Genomic DNA, 14,697 nt, shown 5'->3' on the forward strand with positions numbered 1-14,697 from the left:
TTATTTGGTCTTGCGTGCAAACTTGCCGAGAAAGCTCGAAATGCCGGTTTTCTTGCGCGGCTGCACATCGGCCCTGCCGGTCACTGCATGCGCAATATGGCTGATGGCTTCGGCAATCGGGCTTTCCGGATTGGTTTCTGCGATCATCCGGCCATTATTGGCTGCATTGCCGAAAAGCTGTGGATCGAAGTCGATGGTTGCGACTGGATCAATGCCGAGCGGCTCGGAAAAATCGGCGAGCGCGATTTCCGGTCGTTTGGGAATGCCCATCTGGTTCAGGACGAGATGTGGCTTCACATCGTTCGGGCGCAGTTGCGCCAGCGTGTCGAGCAGGTTCTTGGTATTGCGGAGGTTGGCAAGATCGGGTGTTGCAACGATCACGACTTCGTCGGCGCGCATCAATGTGGTCCGCGTCCAGCCGCTCCAGCCATGTGCCACATCCAGCACAATCAGCGGAGAATTGCGCTGGGCAACATCAATCAATTCGGCGAAGGCATCTTCACCGAAATCGAACGTGCGCTCGAGGCTAGAGGGAGCGGCGAGGATCGAAAGATGGTCGCCATATTGAACCAGCAATCGATCGAGATAAACCTCATCAATGCGCTCTGGTGAGAAGACGGCATCGGCAATGCCAAGCGTCGGATCCTGATCGAAATTGATATTGGCTGTGCCAAAGGGCAGATCCATATCCGCCAGAACGACGTCGTGCCGGAACAGGTCGGAGATCGACCAGGCGACATTGTGTGCGATTGTTGAAGCACCAACGCCTCCCTTCGCACCGATGAAAGCAATAGATCGACCGAGCGGTTCCGCACCGGGATCGAGAAAAATCGAGGAGACGATGGCCAGAATATCTGCGAGCGAAACAGGCGCGACGATATATTCTGAAACGCCGCGGCGAAGTAGTTCGCGATAAAGCCAGACTTCGTTCGAGTGGCCGATGACCATGACTTTCGAGCCGGGATCACAGACCTCCGACAATTGCTGCAGTTCTCCAAGCAGCACATTGGGCTCGGAGGCTGATTCGACGATGATCAGATTGGGCGTGGAGGCGGTCTGATAGAACTCGATTGCAGCCGCGATACCGCCCATCATGACCTTGAGATGGGTTTTGGCCATACGGCGGTCACCGCCCGCGCGCTCAATCGGAATGGCGACGCTTTCGTTCACACAAAAGGCCTGGATTGAAATGCGTGGAATGGGGCGCACATTTTCAAGCATGATCGGCGCGCGGCCCGTCTCGACGCCCTGTTCTTCTTCCGCCGGTTCGAACGCGAAGTTGCTCATGGCGCCCTCTTAATACTCGGCCTGCTGGCTGCGGGTTTCCTGCCAGTTGTCCGTCTGTGCAGGCGACATTTTCACATAGCCCTGATCGCCGTTGAGGCGCTCCGTCGTGCGGTCCGAATCGATTGGCAACATGACGCGCGGTCCCAGAAGGTCGGCCGGATTGGCGACCTGAGCGGCAAGATTGTTCTGCGACGCGCAGCCAAAATTGGCGTAGTGCTTGTTTTCAGGCGTGCTGGCGAGATCGTCCGGCCAGCGACCGCACGGTGTCGTGCCAGCTGTCATCGCATAATAGCTGATACGGATGGGGGCCGCTGCTTCCGGGTTGTCTACGGGATAGTTTTCGATGGCGATATTGTTCGCCTTGATGCCGCTGCGCCGCAGTGTTGCCGACACCTCTGTGCTCAGCCGATAGGCTGCGGCCTGATTGGATGCACCCGACGGCACCAGGACATAGAGCATACCAGAACCGTTGCGTCGATAATTGGTAATGGCTCCCTGAATGATGCCGCGCTGCATCGGGCTGAGCTTCTGGTCGGCTTGCGCGACCGGAATATCTGTGACCTGTTCCCGCTCGGCAATCGTGATGGGATGGTTTGTGCGGTAATCGTCCGGCAGCGCCCCCACAGTGACATGCTGGCGGTTCGCGCAACCTGCGAGAAGGGCCAGCAACAGGGCGACAAGCGCTGGTCGGGCGGAAATCCTGCAAAAGCCTCTGACTGAATAGGTCATGATCTGTCCCCGCTCACTTGTAGATATAACCGACGACGCCGTTGTAGCGACCGGGCGGCAGTTTGGTTTCCATCGTGCCGTAAACGCGATTGACCTTGCCAAGAATGTATCCCGCGCCATCGCTGGCCGGGTTGAGATTGTCGTCAGGCCGCGCAAGCTGCTGGCGGGCAACAGGGCGCGCCAGATAAGGCGTCACGATCACCACCAGTTCGGATTCATTGCGGATGAAATCCTTGCTGCGGAACAGCGCGCCGAGGACCGGAATCTTGGTGAGGCCCGGAAAGCCTGAAACCGACTGACGCACTTCATCGCGGATCAGGCCGCCGATCATCATGGAGCCCCCGGATGGAAGCTCGACCGTCGTGTCGGCCACACGCTTGCGCAGCGACAGAATACTTGCGCCGACGCCATCCATCTTGTTGGTCGTGCCTGCGCCTTCCGTCGTCGGTTCGGAGACGGAGGTTCTGATTTTCAGACTGATGCGTCCCGGTCCCAGCACGGTCGGCATGAATTCGAGGCCGATCCCATAGTTAATCTTCGCCAGTTCATTGGTTCGCTTCCCGTCATCATCATATTTCACGCTGTTGATGACGTTATATTCGCCGCCGACATTGAAAGCCGCTTTTTCGCCTGAGATCGCGGTCAGCGTCGGCTCGGCGAGCGTCTTCATCACGCCAGCCGTTTCCATCGCCCGCAGATAGGCCGAAAAATTGCTCGTCGCGAGGCCGAACCCGGTATCGGACAGGTTGTTGCCTATGGCTCCGGCAATACTCTCGGAAATTCCGCCATAGGAAATGCCGTTCGAAACACCGCCGCCGCTCATGTTGACGCCAAGCTGCTTCATGACCGAACGGCTGACCTCGGCGACGGTGACTTTCAGCGTCACCTGATCTTCGCCAACGATAGTCAGCATATTGACGATGGCGCTCTCGCGGCGGTTTCGGTCAGGATTGTTGATGGCAACACCGCCGCCATCCGTTGGCGCGGATGCAGTCGTGGTGAATTGGCCGGTTGTAGCCTCGCCACCAGAAACGAAAAGACCGGCAAGTTTTGCAGCCTTCGCGGAATCCTGTGGGGTCTGCACCGTTCCGGTCAGCACCACATTATCGTTGATCAATTCGACGCGAATATCGGAACCGGGAATGAGACGCTTCAGCTGGGACGAAATCCCGCTCACATCGCGCTCGATTTCGACATCGATGGATGCGACCTGCTCGCCATTCGGACCGAAAACGAAAATATTGGTCTGCCCGATCTGTTTGCCGAAAAGATAGATGCGCCGCGACGTGCGCGTCACCGCATCGGCAATGGTCGGGTTGGAGACGAGAACGTCATAGGCATCCTGCGGAAGATCGAGAACGACAGACTTGTTGAGGCCAAGCTTGATCGTCTGCGAACGCTGCTGGCTGCCGACCTTGACGACGCCAGCTGCCGCCATGGCGGACATATCGGTGAGGGGCAGTGAAAAGGCGGCAAGCGCGCTGGCAAAAAGCGCGATCTTTTTGGAGTACGGGCGCACGCGTTTTATCTTTCTCATGAGCGCGGTCCTATTTCTGTAACGCTGCCGGACTTGATGATCTTGACCGTCCCGCTTCGGGTCGGCGAGGAAACCAGATAGTCGGCCTGCTTGATATCCTTGTCCTCGACATCCTGTGTCGAGCGCAGTGCCAGCGTCAGGCGATCCGCCATCTGCTGGGCGACGGTGATGATTTCGGCCTGTTCCGGCGTGACTTCGAGCGTGGCTGTCTGGCCGACCATGACCTTGCGGCCCTGCTCGTCTTCCTGAATGGCCTGATCGATGGCCAGAACACGTACGTTCTGCAACACGGTTTCGGTGGTGAAGGGTGTCAGCGATTTATCGCCATTGTCCGGCTTGCGGCGGGTCATGATGACATCGACGAAATCATTGGGGAGAATGAAACCACCGGCCGAGCTTTCGGCATTGATCTGTGTCGCGACGGCGCGCATGCCGGGCGGTAGGATCGACGACATGAAGCTCTGTCCCGGACCGATGAGCTTGGTCTTGCGGATCGGTTCACCCGTGAAGAACTGCAACCGCACGGTCGCGCCGCTCAATTGATTGATGGCATCGGGTTCGCTCGCACGGGTGATATAGCCATCGCTGACTGCTTCCGCGGGCCAGGGCTGCCAACGCATCTGCGATGTCAGTTCTGCGCCGACCCCGAGATTCTCAGTGGCAACCAGCACATCTTCCAATTTCATCTGCGGTGTTTCGGGCGCGACGACGATGGGGGCAGGCGGCGGTGCGGAGAGGTTCATGGCAATATAGCCCGCTCCACCAGCCGCAAGAACGGCCACTCCTAAAATGAGCAGTCGAGCTGATTTCATGATATGCCCCACGCAAATCCCCACGTCTCGATGACGTGTTCCAAAATTGCACTGGCAATCGTGTAATTATGGTTAATATAATCTTATTCGAATAAAGAAAGATTGGGATTACACGCTGGCGTTGTGCATGAAGGTGCTCAAAAAGCTCCTGCTATATAAGCCATCATCGAAATTCCGACCGGCGACAGTGGAAATGTCCAGAGTCCGGCAGCACCAAGCGCAATCCCGTAGGGAATGCCTATATCCTTACGAGCAAGCGTTCCCATGAAGGCATAGCGATCCGCCAGAAGCGGGCGGGGGATCGTCCTGTAGAGAATGATCGTGAGTGTCAGCACGCCGCCCAGGATCGAAACCATCACAAGATAATCCATGAGGCTGGTGTTGGGGCCGAACCACAGGGCCGTCGCCGCAATGAGCTTGGCGTCACCGCCCCCCATGGCGCGAAGGCAGAAGAGCGAAAAAGTGACAATGAGCGCGATCCCACCGACCGCCAGATGCCAGCCATAATCGGAAAGAGAGATGCCGCAAAGCGGTGCGAGCAGGATGAAACCGAGTGTCAGGCTGATGGAAACGCGGTTGCGAATGGTCATCGACATCAGGTCGGTGATCATGGCCGTCACCATTGCCAGAGCGAAGATTGCCGTCATGGCTGCTGCTGTCATTGCCGATGCCCCCGCGTCGCCTGTCATCCCACCATTTGGCACCGTTTGCACGGAACTACGCTATAGTGATCAGCGGTTCGTCGCTTGTTCGAACTGGGTGGCGGTGTCGTTGAATTTTTCGCCGACATTACCGGCCACGAGCGCGACGCCGCTGATGATCATTATAGAAACGAGCGTGCCGATCAGCGCATATTCGATTGCTGTCGAACCGGCCCTGTTCTTCATGAAACGCGTCATCAATGTCGGCATCACATGCTCCTCGCTGTTCCGATCGCGCTGGTTTTTGGAATGCGCTTTAAATTCGGATGCGCTCAAGCATAGGAGAGAGGAATTGTGGCCCTCTTAACAATCAGGGTTAATGAAATGTTTCGGCGCTCTCCGGGGTGCGGCAACCGCGCGATTGGTTAATTTTTGGCGAATTGCGGGCATGGTCTGCAAGGAGGGGTAGCGACTTAATTCTTCCTTCACCAATCCTGTTCATTCTTTGCTCATTATATTGATGGGGCTTCATGAGCTTGGCCCATTATATCAGCGGGGGAATGTCGCGTGGCGCGTCGATTGTTTTCTTTGGGTGGCTTCGCCACAGTGCCCGCCATGGGCGTTGCGTTCATGGCAGTTTTTGTCGCCGCACCGGCGTCTGCGGAAGACTATATTGCCCTTGAAACAAGTCAGGCACGCATCCTGCGGCTGGCGCGTCCTGCCGACAGCGTAGTGATCGGGAATCCGTCGATTGCCGATGCGGTTGTTCAGGATGCGCAGACCATCGTTCTGACCGGCAAGGATTTCGGCGTCACCAATATTGTCGTGATGGATAAGCAGGGCGAACCGATTCTCGACCGAGAACTGGTTGTTTCCCGCAATACACGCGGAACGACGCGGATTTACCGTCAGGCAGAAGTACAAACGCTTTCCTGCACGCCCTATTGCGAAAAAGCCTCGACGAAGAGCGGTTTTGACGACAAATAGCGATAATCACGCATGAGCGACCGCTGCCGTTAATACTCTTTCAGGTTGTCCTGTTGTAACGATACGCCCCATCGAATTCAGAAAGAATTGGGTGGGGTATGACATTGGGGCTTTTGGCGCGTCACCTTGCGCGAGTGGGTGTAAGCCTGCGCCGTTTCGTCCGTGCGCAAAATGGCGTCGCGGCGGTTGAGTTCGCGCTGCTCATCTTTCCATTCCTGCTCATCGTCTTTGCGACGATCGAGGTCGGCATGAGTTTTGCTGCGCGTCAGGTCATATCTAACGCGACGGAGACGGTGGCGCGTAGATTGCAAACGGGCCAGATCAGAGGGACTGCGATAAGCGAATAAGCCCTGCGCAAGGAACTCTGCCAGCAGATGCAGTTCATGGTCGCTTCGGGCTGTCCCAATCTTTCACTCAATCTTGGAACCTATGAAGGCTTCGACAAAGTTCCGACTGACAAGATTCTCGATGAGAAAGGCAAGCTCACGCAGACAGGCATTATCGGGACGAGCGGGACATCAACGATCAACCAGCTCAATGTGGTGTATGCCTGGCCGGTGCTGACGAACATCCTCTATATGATGGAAAGCCCTTACAAAGCGGACGGCACGATGCCGCTTTTTGCGACGCTTACCTGGCAGAATGAACCCTTCCCGAACTAGAACAACCGACGTGCACCCCGAAAAGCGTTTCTAACTTTTCGAGCTACACTCCAGAGCGATCGATTGTCATGCGTAACTATCTTCGGAAATTTCTGAGTGACCGGGGCGGCTTGGGAGCGGTTGAGTTCGCCCTGATCGCTCCCGTACTGCTTTTGATTTATCTGGGCTCTGCCGATCTTGCCGACGGGTTCGACACAAACAAGAAAGTGTCGCGGTCGGCGAGCAGTCTCGCCGATCTGGTTGCTCGCCAATTGTCGATCACGAAGAATGATCTGGACGACATGTTCAATATCGGCCGCGCTTCGCTTCTGCCCTATGGCCGGAGCGACCCGAAGATAAGGATCACCGCAATCAGGATCGACGGAACCACGAGTGCCAAGAACCTGACGCCGAAGGTGGACTGGTCCTATGCCAATATCGCGAATTTTGCAGCCAAGAAGGGGGGCAACGGCGATCTTCCGGCAGGCCTCGTTGGTGAAGGATCATATTTCATCAAGGTCGATGTCGAACTCGACTACAAGCCGCTCAATGCATGGATTTCTACCAGCATTCCGATGCGCGAAACCTATTATCTGGCGCCGCGCTATACGAACACGATCCCCTGTACCAATTGCTGAGCTCTTGGCATTGCGGACAAAACTGAACATATAAGGGCAAAGCCAATGTAAGGCTCTTGTTCAGGATCAGTTTTCAATGCCCGAATTACCAGAGGTCGAGACGGTTCGCCGTGGTCTGCAGCCCGTCATGGAGGGCGCGACCGTCAGCCAAGTCGAGCAGCGACGCCCGGACCTGCGCTTTCCCTTTCCCGACCGCTTTGTCGAACGGCTTTCCGGCCGGCGCATTTCGGCGCTTGGACGTCGCGCGAAATATCTCACGATCCATCTTGATGATGGCCTTTCCGTCATCAGCCATCTTGGCATGTCGGGTTCGTTTCGCATTGAAACCAATGACGGCGGCGACACGCCGGGCGAATTCCACCATGAGCGCTCCAAGCTGAGCGCACATGACCATGTCGTGTTTCACCTCCTGGGCGCCGACGGCGCTCCTGCCCGCATCGTCTACAACGATCCGCGTCGCTTCGGCTTCATGCTCTTTGCGGAAGAAGGCACGCTCGACAGCCATCCGCTGCTGGCAAGCCTCGGCATAGAACCGACAGGCAATCTGCTCTCGGGTGCCATTCTGGCAGAACTCTTCAAGGGACGTCGAACTCCGCTCAAGGCGGCGCTGCTCGATCAGCGGTTGATAGCCGGTCTCGGTAATATCTATGTTTGCGAGGCGCTCTGGCGCAGTCATCTGTCGCCCATGCGTTCTGCGGGGTCCATTGCAGAGAACGCCGCAATCATGGAGCGGCTCGCTTCCGATATCCGCATGGTGATTGCAGAAGCCATTGCTGCAGGCGGGTCTACTCTCAAGGACTATATTCAGGCAGACGGCGCGCTTGGTTATTTCCAGCACTCCTTCTCCGTCTATGGGCGCGAGGGCGAGCCTTGCAGAAATCCCGCCTGTAACGGCATTGTGGAACGGGCGATACAGTCGGGACGTTCGACTTTTTTCTGTGCCTCCTGCCAGCATTGAGGCCTTGAAAAAGAAGTGATGTCGGTCCACTTTGCCCGCCAATCGGTGAAAGCGCATCCCGAAAAGTGTGAAACGGTTTTCGGCCAGGATGCGCGGTTCAAACCAAAAAGACAGAGCATTTTCCGTGATTCAGGAAAAACAGGAAATGCTTGATCTGCCTGAAGGAGGAGTTCAAATCCATGGCCTATGAAACGATCATCGTCGAGACACGCGGCGGCGTCGGCCTCATCCGCCTCAACCGCCCGCAGGCGCTGAATGCGCTGAACCGCAAGGTTCTCGACGAATTGACCGAAGCTCTCGGAGCTTTCGATACGGACGGCAAGATCGGCGCTATCGTGTTGACCGGTTCCGAAAAGGCTTTCGCTGCCGGTGCCGACATCAAGGAAATGCAGCCGATTGATTTCGTGGACGCCTATCTTCAGGACATGTTCGCCGACTGGCAGAAAGTGGACCGTGTCCGCAAGCCAATCATCGCGGCGGTGTCAGGCTACGCGCTCGGCGGCGGCTGCGAACTGGCCATGATGTGCGATTTTATCATTGCGGGCAGCAATGCGAAATTCGGCCAGCCGGAGATCACGCTGGGCGTCATGCCCGGCATGGGCGGCTCGCAGCGCCTCACGCGCTATGTCGGCAAGTCCAAGGCGATGGATATGTGCCTGACCGGGCGGATGATGGACGCCGCAGAAGCCGAACGCAGCGGCCTCGTCTCGCGCGTCGTTGCGCCGGAAGAGCTCCTGGAAGAAGCGCTGAAGGCTGCCGAACGTATTGCATCCTTCTCACGTCCTTCCGTGCTGATGGTCAAGGAAGCGGTCAACCGTACTTATGAAATGACGCTGAGCGAGGGGCTTCGCTTTGAGCGGCGTCAGTTCCATTCCCTGTTTGCGACGGAAGACCAGAAGGAAGGCATGGCAGCCTTCATCGACAAGCGGACACCATCGTTCAAGAATCGCTGATTGATCGGCTGGCGGTCCAATGGCCGCCCCGACAACAGCTTGCCGGAAGCCTTCCCGCCACGTTTGAAGGGCTTCCGGGCCGGGTTTGCGGCTTTTTGATCAAGCTTTGGGGCAGAATCCACGTTGACGCCGCGCCAAAGCTGATCTATAAGCCCGCCCACGGATCGGTGGCCCCAGGGAACCTCAAGGGATTTTCTCGGCTGCCCTAGAGGTTTTGTGCCCGGCGGTTTTTGCCCCTGGCTAGCTGACAGAAAAAAGAGAGGCATTTATGGCCAATACTCCTTCGGCCAAGAAGGCAGTGCGCAAGATCGCTGCCCGCACCGAAATCAACAAGTCCCGCCGTTCGCGCGTTCGCACCTTCGTGCGCAAGCTGGAAGACGCTCTGTTGAGCGGCGACAAGCAGGCTGCAGAAGTCGCGTTCAAGGCTGCTGAGCCTGAACTGATGCGCGCAGCGTCCAAGGGCGTAATGCATAAGAATACCGCTTCGCGTAAGGTGTCTCGCCTCGCTCAGCGCGTTAAGGCTCTGAACGCCTAATCATTCATCCATTCTTATGGATCGCTTTCGAAACCCGGCTCATTGTTAGCCGGGTTTTCTTTTTTGAACGCTTTTCAGAAAACCGACGTTCTCTCGCTCCACCTTGAATTGTAGAGATTTTTCAATGCCTAGTTGGAATATCTTGCAGGGCGGCTAATTTCACATCTGGTGATTTAATTAGTATTTTCAAATGGTTGCATATTTTTATCCACTGTTATCCACAGGCTGGTTTAGGGACTCGGAAGGCGTTTTGAGTCAAGGAATATTTTTAAATTTATTTTCAGGCAGAACATATCAGGATCACCTAAAAATTGCTCAGTGAAAACGCATTGAATCCAAAGGTGTTATTTCGCTGGCATTCGATTCCCTACTTTTGTCGAGTCCCTCTGCAAGGGCTTTCAGCAAAAAAATGTGGCTTTCTGAGGCTTGCCCTTTGCAGCAGGGCTTCGCTAAAGTCAGGGCATAAGAGGGGTGGGCCACCGGCCCGGAGTTAGCATCAAATAGTGGATTTGTTGGCGTGGGCATCACAGCCCGCGGGTGTTACATTCTGGTCGTAAGGTCCTGTTCCTCATGGTTGTTTGCTTACCGTTCATTAACCGGAATGCCGTTTTAGGCATGTCCCCGACAATTGAATGGTTGTGGCGGATTTCTTTCCGGGCAATCAGCCTCCGGTAAAGTGTTGTGAGTCGTAAAAAGGTCGCCGGGAAGGAGTATCCGGGTGTGGGTCCTGATGGGACCGTTTGAGTTTGTGTTTGGCCCAGAGCTATAGAGCCGGGCTTTGTGAGTGAGTACCTGCCGCGCCAGACGGATGATAAGTCTGCGGTTCGGACAGGAAAAAATGACAAGCGCCAGAAAACGGCGCGTACGAATGTGAAGGCAGGCGAGACGATGGCAATGATGACCGGTAAATCGACGGCAACGATGGGTGATGATGCACATGCGAACCGTATCCACGGATCTTCTGCTACCGGAAATGACAAGAGCCTGGTCGAGTTGAGCGGCAATGCCGGTGACGAGGTTTTCGAGCGCCTTACGGCAAAGCTGAAAGCCCGCGTCGGCACCGAGATTTATTCCAGCTGGTTCGGTCGTCTGAAGCTCGACGACATCTCCAAGAGCATTGTCCGCCTGTCGGTTCCGACGGCGTTTCTGCGCTCCTGGATCAATAACCATTATTCCGAACTTCTGACCGAGCTGTGGCAGGAAGAGAATCCGCAAATTCTGAAAGTCGAAGTCGTGGTTCGCGGTGTAAGCCGTGTGGTGCGCAGTGCCGCTCCCGTGGAAGCCTGCGAAGCCGCTGAAACCAAGCCCGCCGTCGCTCCACGCGAAAAGATGGTGTTCCCGCTCGGACAGTCGTTTGGCGGTCAGTCGCTGGGTGATAAGCGCGGTTCCGCAGTGGTCGCAGAATCGGCAGCGGCTTCGGGCTCGGTTTTGGGCTCTCCGCTTGATCCGCGCTATACGTTCGACAGCTTTGTCGATGGCGCATCGAATCGCGTGGCGCTTGCTGCAGCCCGCACCATTGCGGAAGCCGGTTCGAGCGCGGTCCGTTTCAATCCCCTTTTCATCCATGCTTCCGTCGGTCTCGGCAAGACGCACCTTTTACAGGCAATTGCTGCTGCCGCGCTCCAGCGTCAGGAAAAGGCCCGTGTTGTCTATCTGACGGCTGAATATTTCATGTGGCGCTTCGCCACTGCTATCCGCGATAACAATGCGCTGTCCTTCAAGGAACAGCTGCGTGATATCGACCTTCTCGTGATCGACGACATGCAGTTCCTGCAGGGTAAATCTATCCAGCACGAATTCTGCCATCTCCTGAACACGCTGCTCGATAGCGCCAAGCAGGTTGTGGTTGCTGCCGATCGTGCGCCTTCCGAACTGGAATCGCTCGATGTGCGCGTTCGTTCGCGTCTTCAAGGCGGTGTTGCGCTCGAAGTTGCGGCTCCTGATTACGACATGCGTGTCGAGATGCTGCGTCGCCGTCTGGCCGTCGCACAGGCAGAAGATTCGAGCCTCAATATTGGCGAAGAAATTCTCTCTCACGTTGCCCGCACGGTCACCGGATCGGGTCGCGAACTGGAAGGCGCTTTCAACCAGCTTCTGTTCCGCCAGTCTTTCGAGCCGAACATCTCCATCGACCGCGTCGATGAGTTGCTCGGTCATCTGACCCGCGTTGGCGAACCGAAGCGTATCCGCATCGAGGAAATCCAGCGCATAGTGGCGCGTCACTATAATGTCTCGAAGCAGGACCTGCTGTCGAACCGCCGCACGCGCACCATCGTCAAGCCGCGTCAGGTGGCAATGTATCTTGCCAAGATGATGACACCACGTTCTCTGCCGGAAATCGGTCGCCGCTTCGGCGGTCGCGATCACACAACGGTTCTTCATGCCGTGCGCAAGATCGAGGATCTGGTTGGAGCCGACACCAAACTGGCGCAGGAACTCGAGCTTCTGAAGCGCCTTATCAACGATCAGGCTGCCTGATCGGTAAACCATCCCCGCTATCAACGGCGGTTATCAACAAAAAGCCCGGGCCCTGTCGCTTTCCGACACGGCGCGGGCTTGCTTTTCTCCTTAAAAATCTGCCACTTTAACGGACCTTCTGGCGCCCCGGCGCCTTATCGACAGGGGCCGCCTGCCTGCCCGTCAGATGCAGTTGCCCTGTCCCAGCGAGCGAGTGCGTTTGAACATGCGTGTTACCCTAGAGCGATCGAACCTTCTCAAATCTCTCAACCACGTCCATCGCGTCGTGGAGCGCCGCAACACGATACCGATTCTGTCGAACGTGCTTTTGCAGGCGGAGGGGGCAAGCCTCGCACTCAAGGCGACCGACCTTGATCTTGAGGTCAACGAAGCGACGGCCGCCATGGTGGAACAGGCAGGCGCCACGACGGTTCCAGCGCATCTTCTCTATGATATTGTCCGCAAGCTGCCTGATGGCGCTGAAGTCATGCTGTCCACCAATCCGGATGGCGGTTCCATGTCGGTCATTTCCGGCAAGTCGTCCTTCCGCCTGCAATGCCTGCCGCAGTCCGATTTCCCGGAATTGACCGCCGGTGCCTTCACTCATTCGTTCCGGATCGAGGCGCAGGCGCTGAAGCGTCTCATCGACCGCACGCAATTTGCGATTTCGACGGAAGAAACCCGTTATTACCTCAATGGCATTTTCTTCCACGCTATCGAAAGCGATGGCGCCTTGAAGCTGCGCGCTGTCGCGACCGACGGTCACCGTCTGGCGCGCGCCGAGCTGGAAGCGCCGTCCGGCACGGAAGGCATGCCGGGCATCATCATCCCGCGGAAGACAGTTGCTGAACTGCAGAAGCTGGTCGATGTGCCGGATGTGGTCGTTACAGTCGAACTGTCGGACGCCAAGATTCGATTCACCGTTGGATCGGTCGTCCTCACCTCGAAGCTGATTGACGGCACCTTCCCGGATTACCAGCGCGTCATTCCGTCTGGCAATGACAAGAAGCTCACCATCGGTCGCCAGGAGTTTGCGGCCTCCGTGGATCGCGTCTCGACCATTTCGAGCGAACGTGGCCGCGCGGTAAAACTTTCGATTGCCGATGGCCAACTGACGCTCACCGTCAACAACCCTGATTCCGGCAGCGCAACCGATGAGCTTGCAGCGGACTATGACGCCGACCCGCTCGATATCGGGTTCAATTCGAAATATCTGCTCGACATTACGAGCCAGCTTTCCGGTTCGGATGCGGTCTTCATGCTCGCCGACGCCGGTTCGCCGACACTGGTGCGCGACACCGGCGATGAAGATGTGTTGTACGTCCTGATGCCGATGCGTGTTTAAAGAACAGAAAAGTGAATACGCCTGAGCCTAATCAAAGCCGCACGGAACGAGTTTCGATCCGGCGGCTCAAGCTTTTGAATTTCCGCAATTATGCGGAACTGTCACTGCCGCTTGGCCCCGGCCATGTCGTGCTGACAGGTGAGAATGGCTCCGGCAAGACCAATCTGATCGAAGCAATTTCCTTTCTGTCACCGGGACGCGGCTTGCGCCGTGCCGCCTATGACGATGTCGCCCGCACCAACTCGCTCGACGGCTTTGCCATTCATGCGGCGCTCGACTGTATGATCTATGGTGAGGCTGAAGTCGGCACCGGAACCGCTGGTGGTGGCGAGGGTGGCCGCAAGGTTCGTATCAACGGTATTGCGGCCTCCGGCGATGATATGCTCGACTATGCGCGCATCCTCTGGGTAGTGCCATCGATGGATGGACTTTTCACCGGAGGCGCTTCTGATCGCCGGCGTTTTCTTGATCGCATGGTGCTTGCCATCGATACTGCCCACGGCAAACGCGTGCTCGATTATGAGAAAGCGATGCGCAGTCGCAATCGCTTGCTGAACGATGGCAACAATGACGATCAATGGCTGGATGCGATTGAAAGCCAGATGGCGGAGCTGGGCACGGCCATTGCCGCTGCGCGCGCCGAAGCCATGCGCCTGATTGCGGCGATGATCGAACGGCTTCCTGCCGAAGGACCGTTTCCAAAGGCCGATTGCTTTCTGGAGGGGGCGCTGGAGCAGCGAATCAATGTCGAGGCAGCGCTCGATCTTGAAGAGGATTTCCGCCGTACCCTACGCGATGGCCGCACGCGGGACCGGGCGGCAGGCCGCACACTCGACGGCCCGCATCGCACCGATCTGATCGTCCAGCATCGCCCCAAGGCTATGCCAGCCGCGCTCTGTTCCACGGGTGAGCAAAAGGCGCTTTTGATCGGTCTCGTGCTTGCCCATGCACGATTGACGGCAGAGCTTTCCGGTATGGCTCCGATACTCCTGCTCGATGAAATCGCCGCGCATCTCGATACGGGACGCCGCGCCGCGCTCTTCGGCATCCTTGATGAACTGGGTGGGCAGGCTTTCATGACCGGTACGGATCGCGCCCTTTTCGAAGCGCTCGAAGGGGAAGCGCAATTCTTCAACGTCTCTGCCGGTCATCTCACCAGACTGTCCGACGCCTGATC

At 56.9% G+C, this 14,697-nt stretch carries 16 protein-coding genes; 10 read left to right on the forward strand and 6 right to left on the reverse strand.

Annotation, left to right across the window (positions count from 1 at the left end; translation table 11 throughout):
- The 6 genes from MKS82_RS13910 to MKS82_RS13935 form a co-directional block, all read right to left on the reverse strand.
- Entirely contained in the window at positions 1–1,287 is a 1,287-nt protein-coding gene (locus MKS82_RS13910; protein ID WP_109987105.1) for an AAA family ATPase, read from the reverse strand.
- Positions 1,288–1,296: 9 nt separating this feature from the next.
- Positions 1,297–2,016 carry a CpaD family pilus assembly protein gene (locus MKS82_RS13915; RefSeq protein WP_109987106.1) on the reverse strand — a complete coding sequence of 240 codons (720 nt, stop codon included), beginning with the start codon at positions 2,014–2,016 and terminating at the stop codon, positions 1,297–1,299.
- Between the two features lie 13 nt (positions 2,017–2,029).
- Positions 2,030–3,553 carry a type II and III secretion system protein family protein gene (locus MKS82_RS13920; RefSeq protein WP_109987107.1) on the reverse strand — a complete coding sequence of 508 codons (1,524 nt, stop codon included), beginning with the start codon at positions 3,551–3,553 and terminating at the stop codon, positions 2,030–2,032.
- Complete coding sequence (gene cpaB, locus MKS82_RS13925) at positions 3,550–4,365, reverse strand: Flp pilus assembly protein CpaB (protein ID WP_109987108.1); 816 nt, start codon at positions 4,363–4,365, stop codon at positions 3,550–3,552. The genes MKS82_RS13920 and cpaB overlap by 4 nt, the downstream gene beginning before the upstream one ends.
- A 137-nt stretch (positions 4,366–4,502) precedes the next feature.
- On the reverse strand, positions 4,503–5,027 hold the full coding sequence (locus tag MKS82_RS13930) for an A24 family peptidase (protein WP_235969058.1): 525 nt from the start codon (positions 5,025–5,027) through the stop codon (positions 4,503–4,505).
- Between the two features lie 69 nt (positions 5,028–5,096).
- Positions 5,097–5,276, reverse strand: a complete 180-nt coding sequence (locus tag MKS82_RS13935; protein WP_071632059.1) for a Flp family type IVb pilin — start codon at positions 5,274–5,276, stop codon at positions 5,097–5,099.
- 297 nt (positions 5,277–5,573) lie between these two features.
- Here MKS82_RS13935 and MKS82_RS13940 point away from each other — a divergent pair, with 297 nt between their 5' ends.
- The 10 genes from MKS82_RS13940 (at position 5,574) to recF (ending at position 14,695) form a co-directional block, all read left to right on the forward strand.
- On the forward strand, positions 5,574–5,993 hold the full coding sequence (locus tag MKS82_RS13940; protein WP_109987110.1) for a pilus assembly protein N-terminal domain-containing protein: 420 nt from the start codon (positions 5,574–5,576) through the stop codon (positions 5,991–5,993).
- A 98-nt stretch (positions 5,994–6,091) separates the two neighbouring features.
- A complete protein-coding gene (locus MKS82_RS13945; protein WP_240578923.1) occupies positions 6,092–6,340 on the forward strand; it encodes a TadE/TadG family type IV pilus assembly protein in 249 nt (82 codons plus the stop codon).
- A 27-nt stretch (positions 6,341–6,367) separates the two neighbouring features.
- On the forward strand, positions 6,368–6,655 hold the full coding sequence (locus MKS82_RS13950) for a hypothetical protein (protein ID WP_240578924.1): 288 nt from the start codon (positions 6,368–6,370) through the stop codon (positions 6,653–6,655).
- Between the two features lie 68 nt (positions 6,656–6,723).
- Complete coding sequence (locus MKS82_RS13955) at positions 6,724–7,272, forward strand: TadE/TadG family type IV pilus assembly protein (RefSeq protein ID WP_109987112.1); 549 nt, start codon at positions 6,724–6,726, stop codon at positions 7,270–7,272.
- Positions 7,273–7,348: 76 nt separating this feature from the next.
- Positions 7,349–8,230: a bifunctional DNA-formamidopyrimidine glycosylase/DNA-(apurinic or apyrimidinic site) lyase gene (mutM, locus tag MKS82_RS13960; RefSeq protein WP_109987113.1), complete on the forward strand. Its 882-nt coding sequence runs from the start codon at positions 7,349–7,351 to the stop codon at positions 8,228–8,230.
- A gap of 179 nt (positions 8,231–8,409) precedes the next feature.
- Positions 8,410–9,183: an enoyl-CoA hydratase gene (locus MKS82_RS13965; protein WP_109987174.1), complete on the forward strand. Its 774-nt coding sequence runs from the start codon at positions 8,410–8,412 to the stop codon at positions 9,181–9,183.
- Positions 9,184–9,451: 268 nt separating this feature from the next.
- Complete coding sequence (gene rpsT / locus MKS82_RS13970) at positions 9,452–9,718, forward strand: 30S ribosomal protein S20 (protein ID WP_010657809.1); 267 nt, start codon at positions 9,452–9,454, stop codon at positions 9,716–9,718.
- An 894-nt stretch (positions 9,719–10,612) separates the two neighbouring features.
- Positions 10,613–12,196, forward strand: a complete 1,584-nt coding sequence (gene dnaA, locus MKS82_RS13975; RefSeq protein WP_109987175.1) for a chromosomal replication initiator protein DnaA — start codon at positions 10,613–10,615, stop codon at positions 12,194–12,196.
- Between the two features lie 205 nt (positions 12,197–12,401).
- Positions 12,402–13,520, forward strand: a complete 1,119-nt coding sequence (gene dnaN, locus MKS82_RS13980) for a DNA polymerase III subunit beta (RefSeq protein WP_061344706.1) — start codon at positions 12,402–12,404, stop codon at positions 13,518–13,520.
- 11 nt (positions 13,521–13,531) lie between these two features.
- Positions 13,532–14,695: a DNA replication/repair protein RecF gene (gene recF, locus MKS82_RS13985; RefSeq protein ID WP_109987114.1), complete on the forward strand. Its 1,164-nt coding sequence runs from the start codon at positions 13,532–13,534 to the stop codon at positions 14,693–14,695.
- Positions 14,696–14,697: the final 2 nt, after the last annotated feature.

Source organism: Ochrobactrum sp. A-1 (assembly GCF_022488005.1).
In the GTDB taxonomy this organism is placed as follows: domain Bacteria; phylum Pseudomonadota; class Alphaproteobacteria; order Rhizobiales; family Rhizobiaceae; genus Brucella.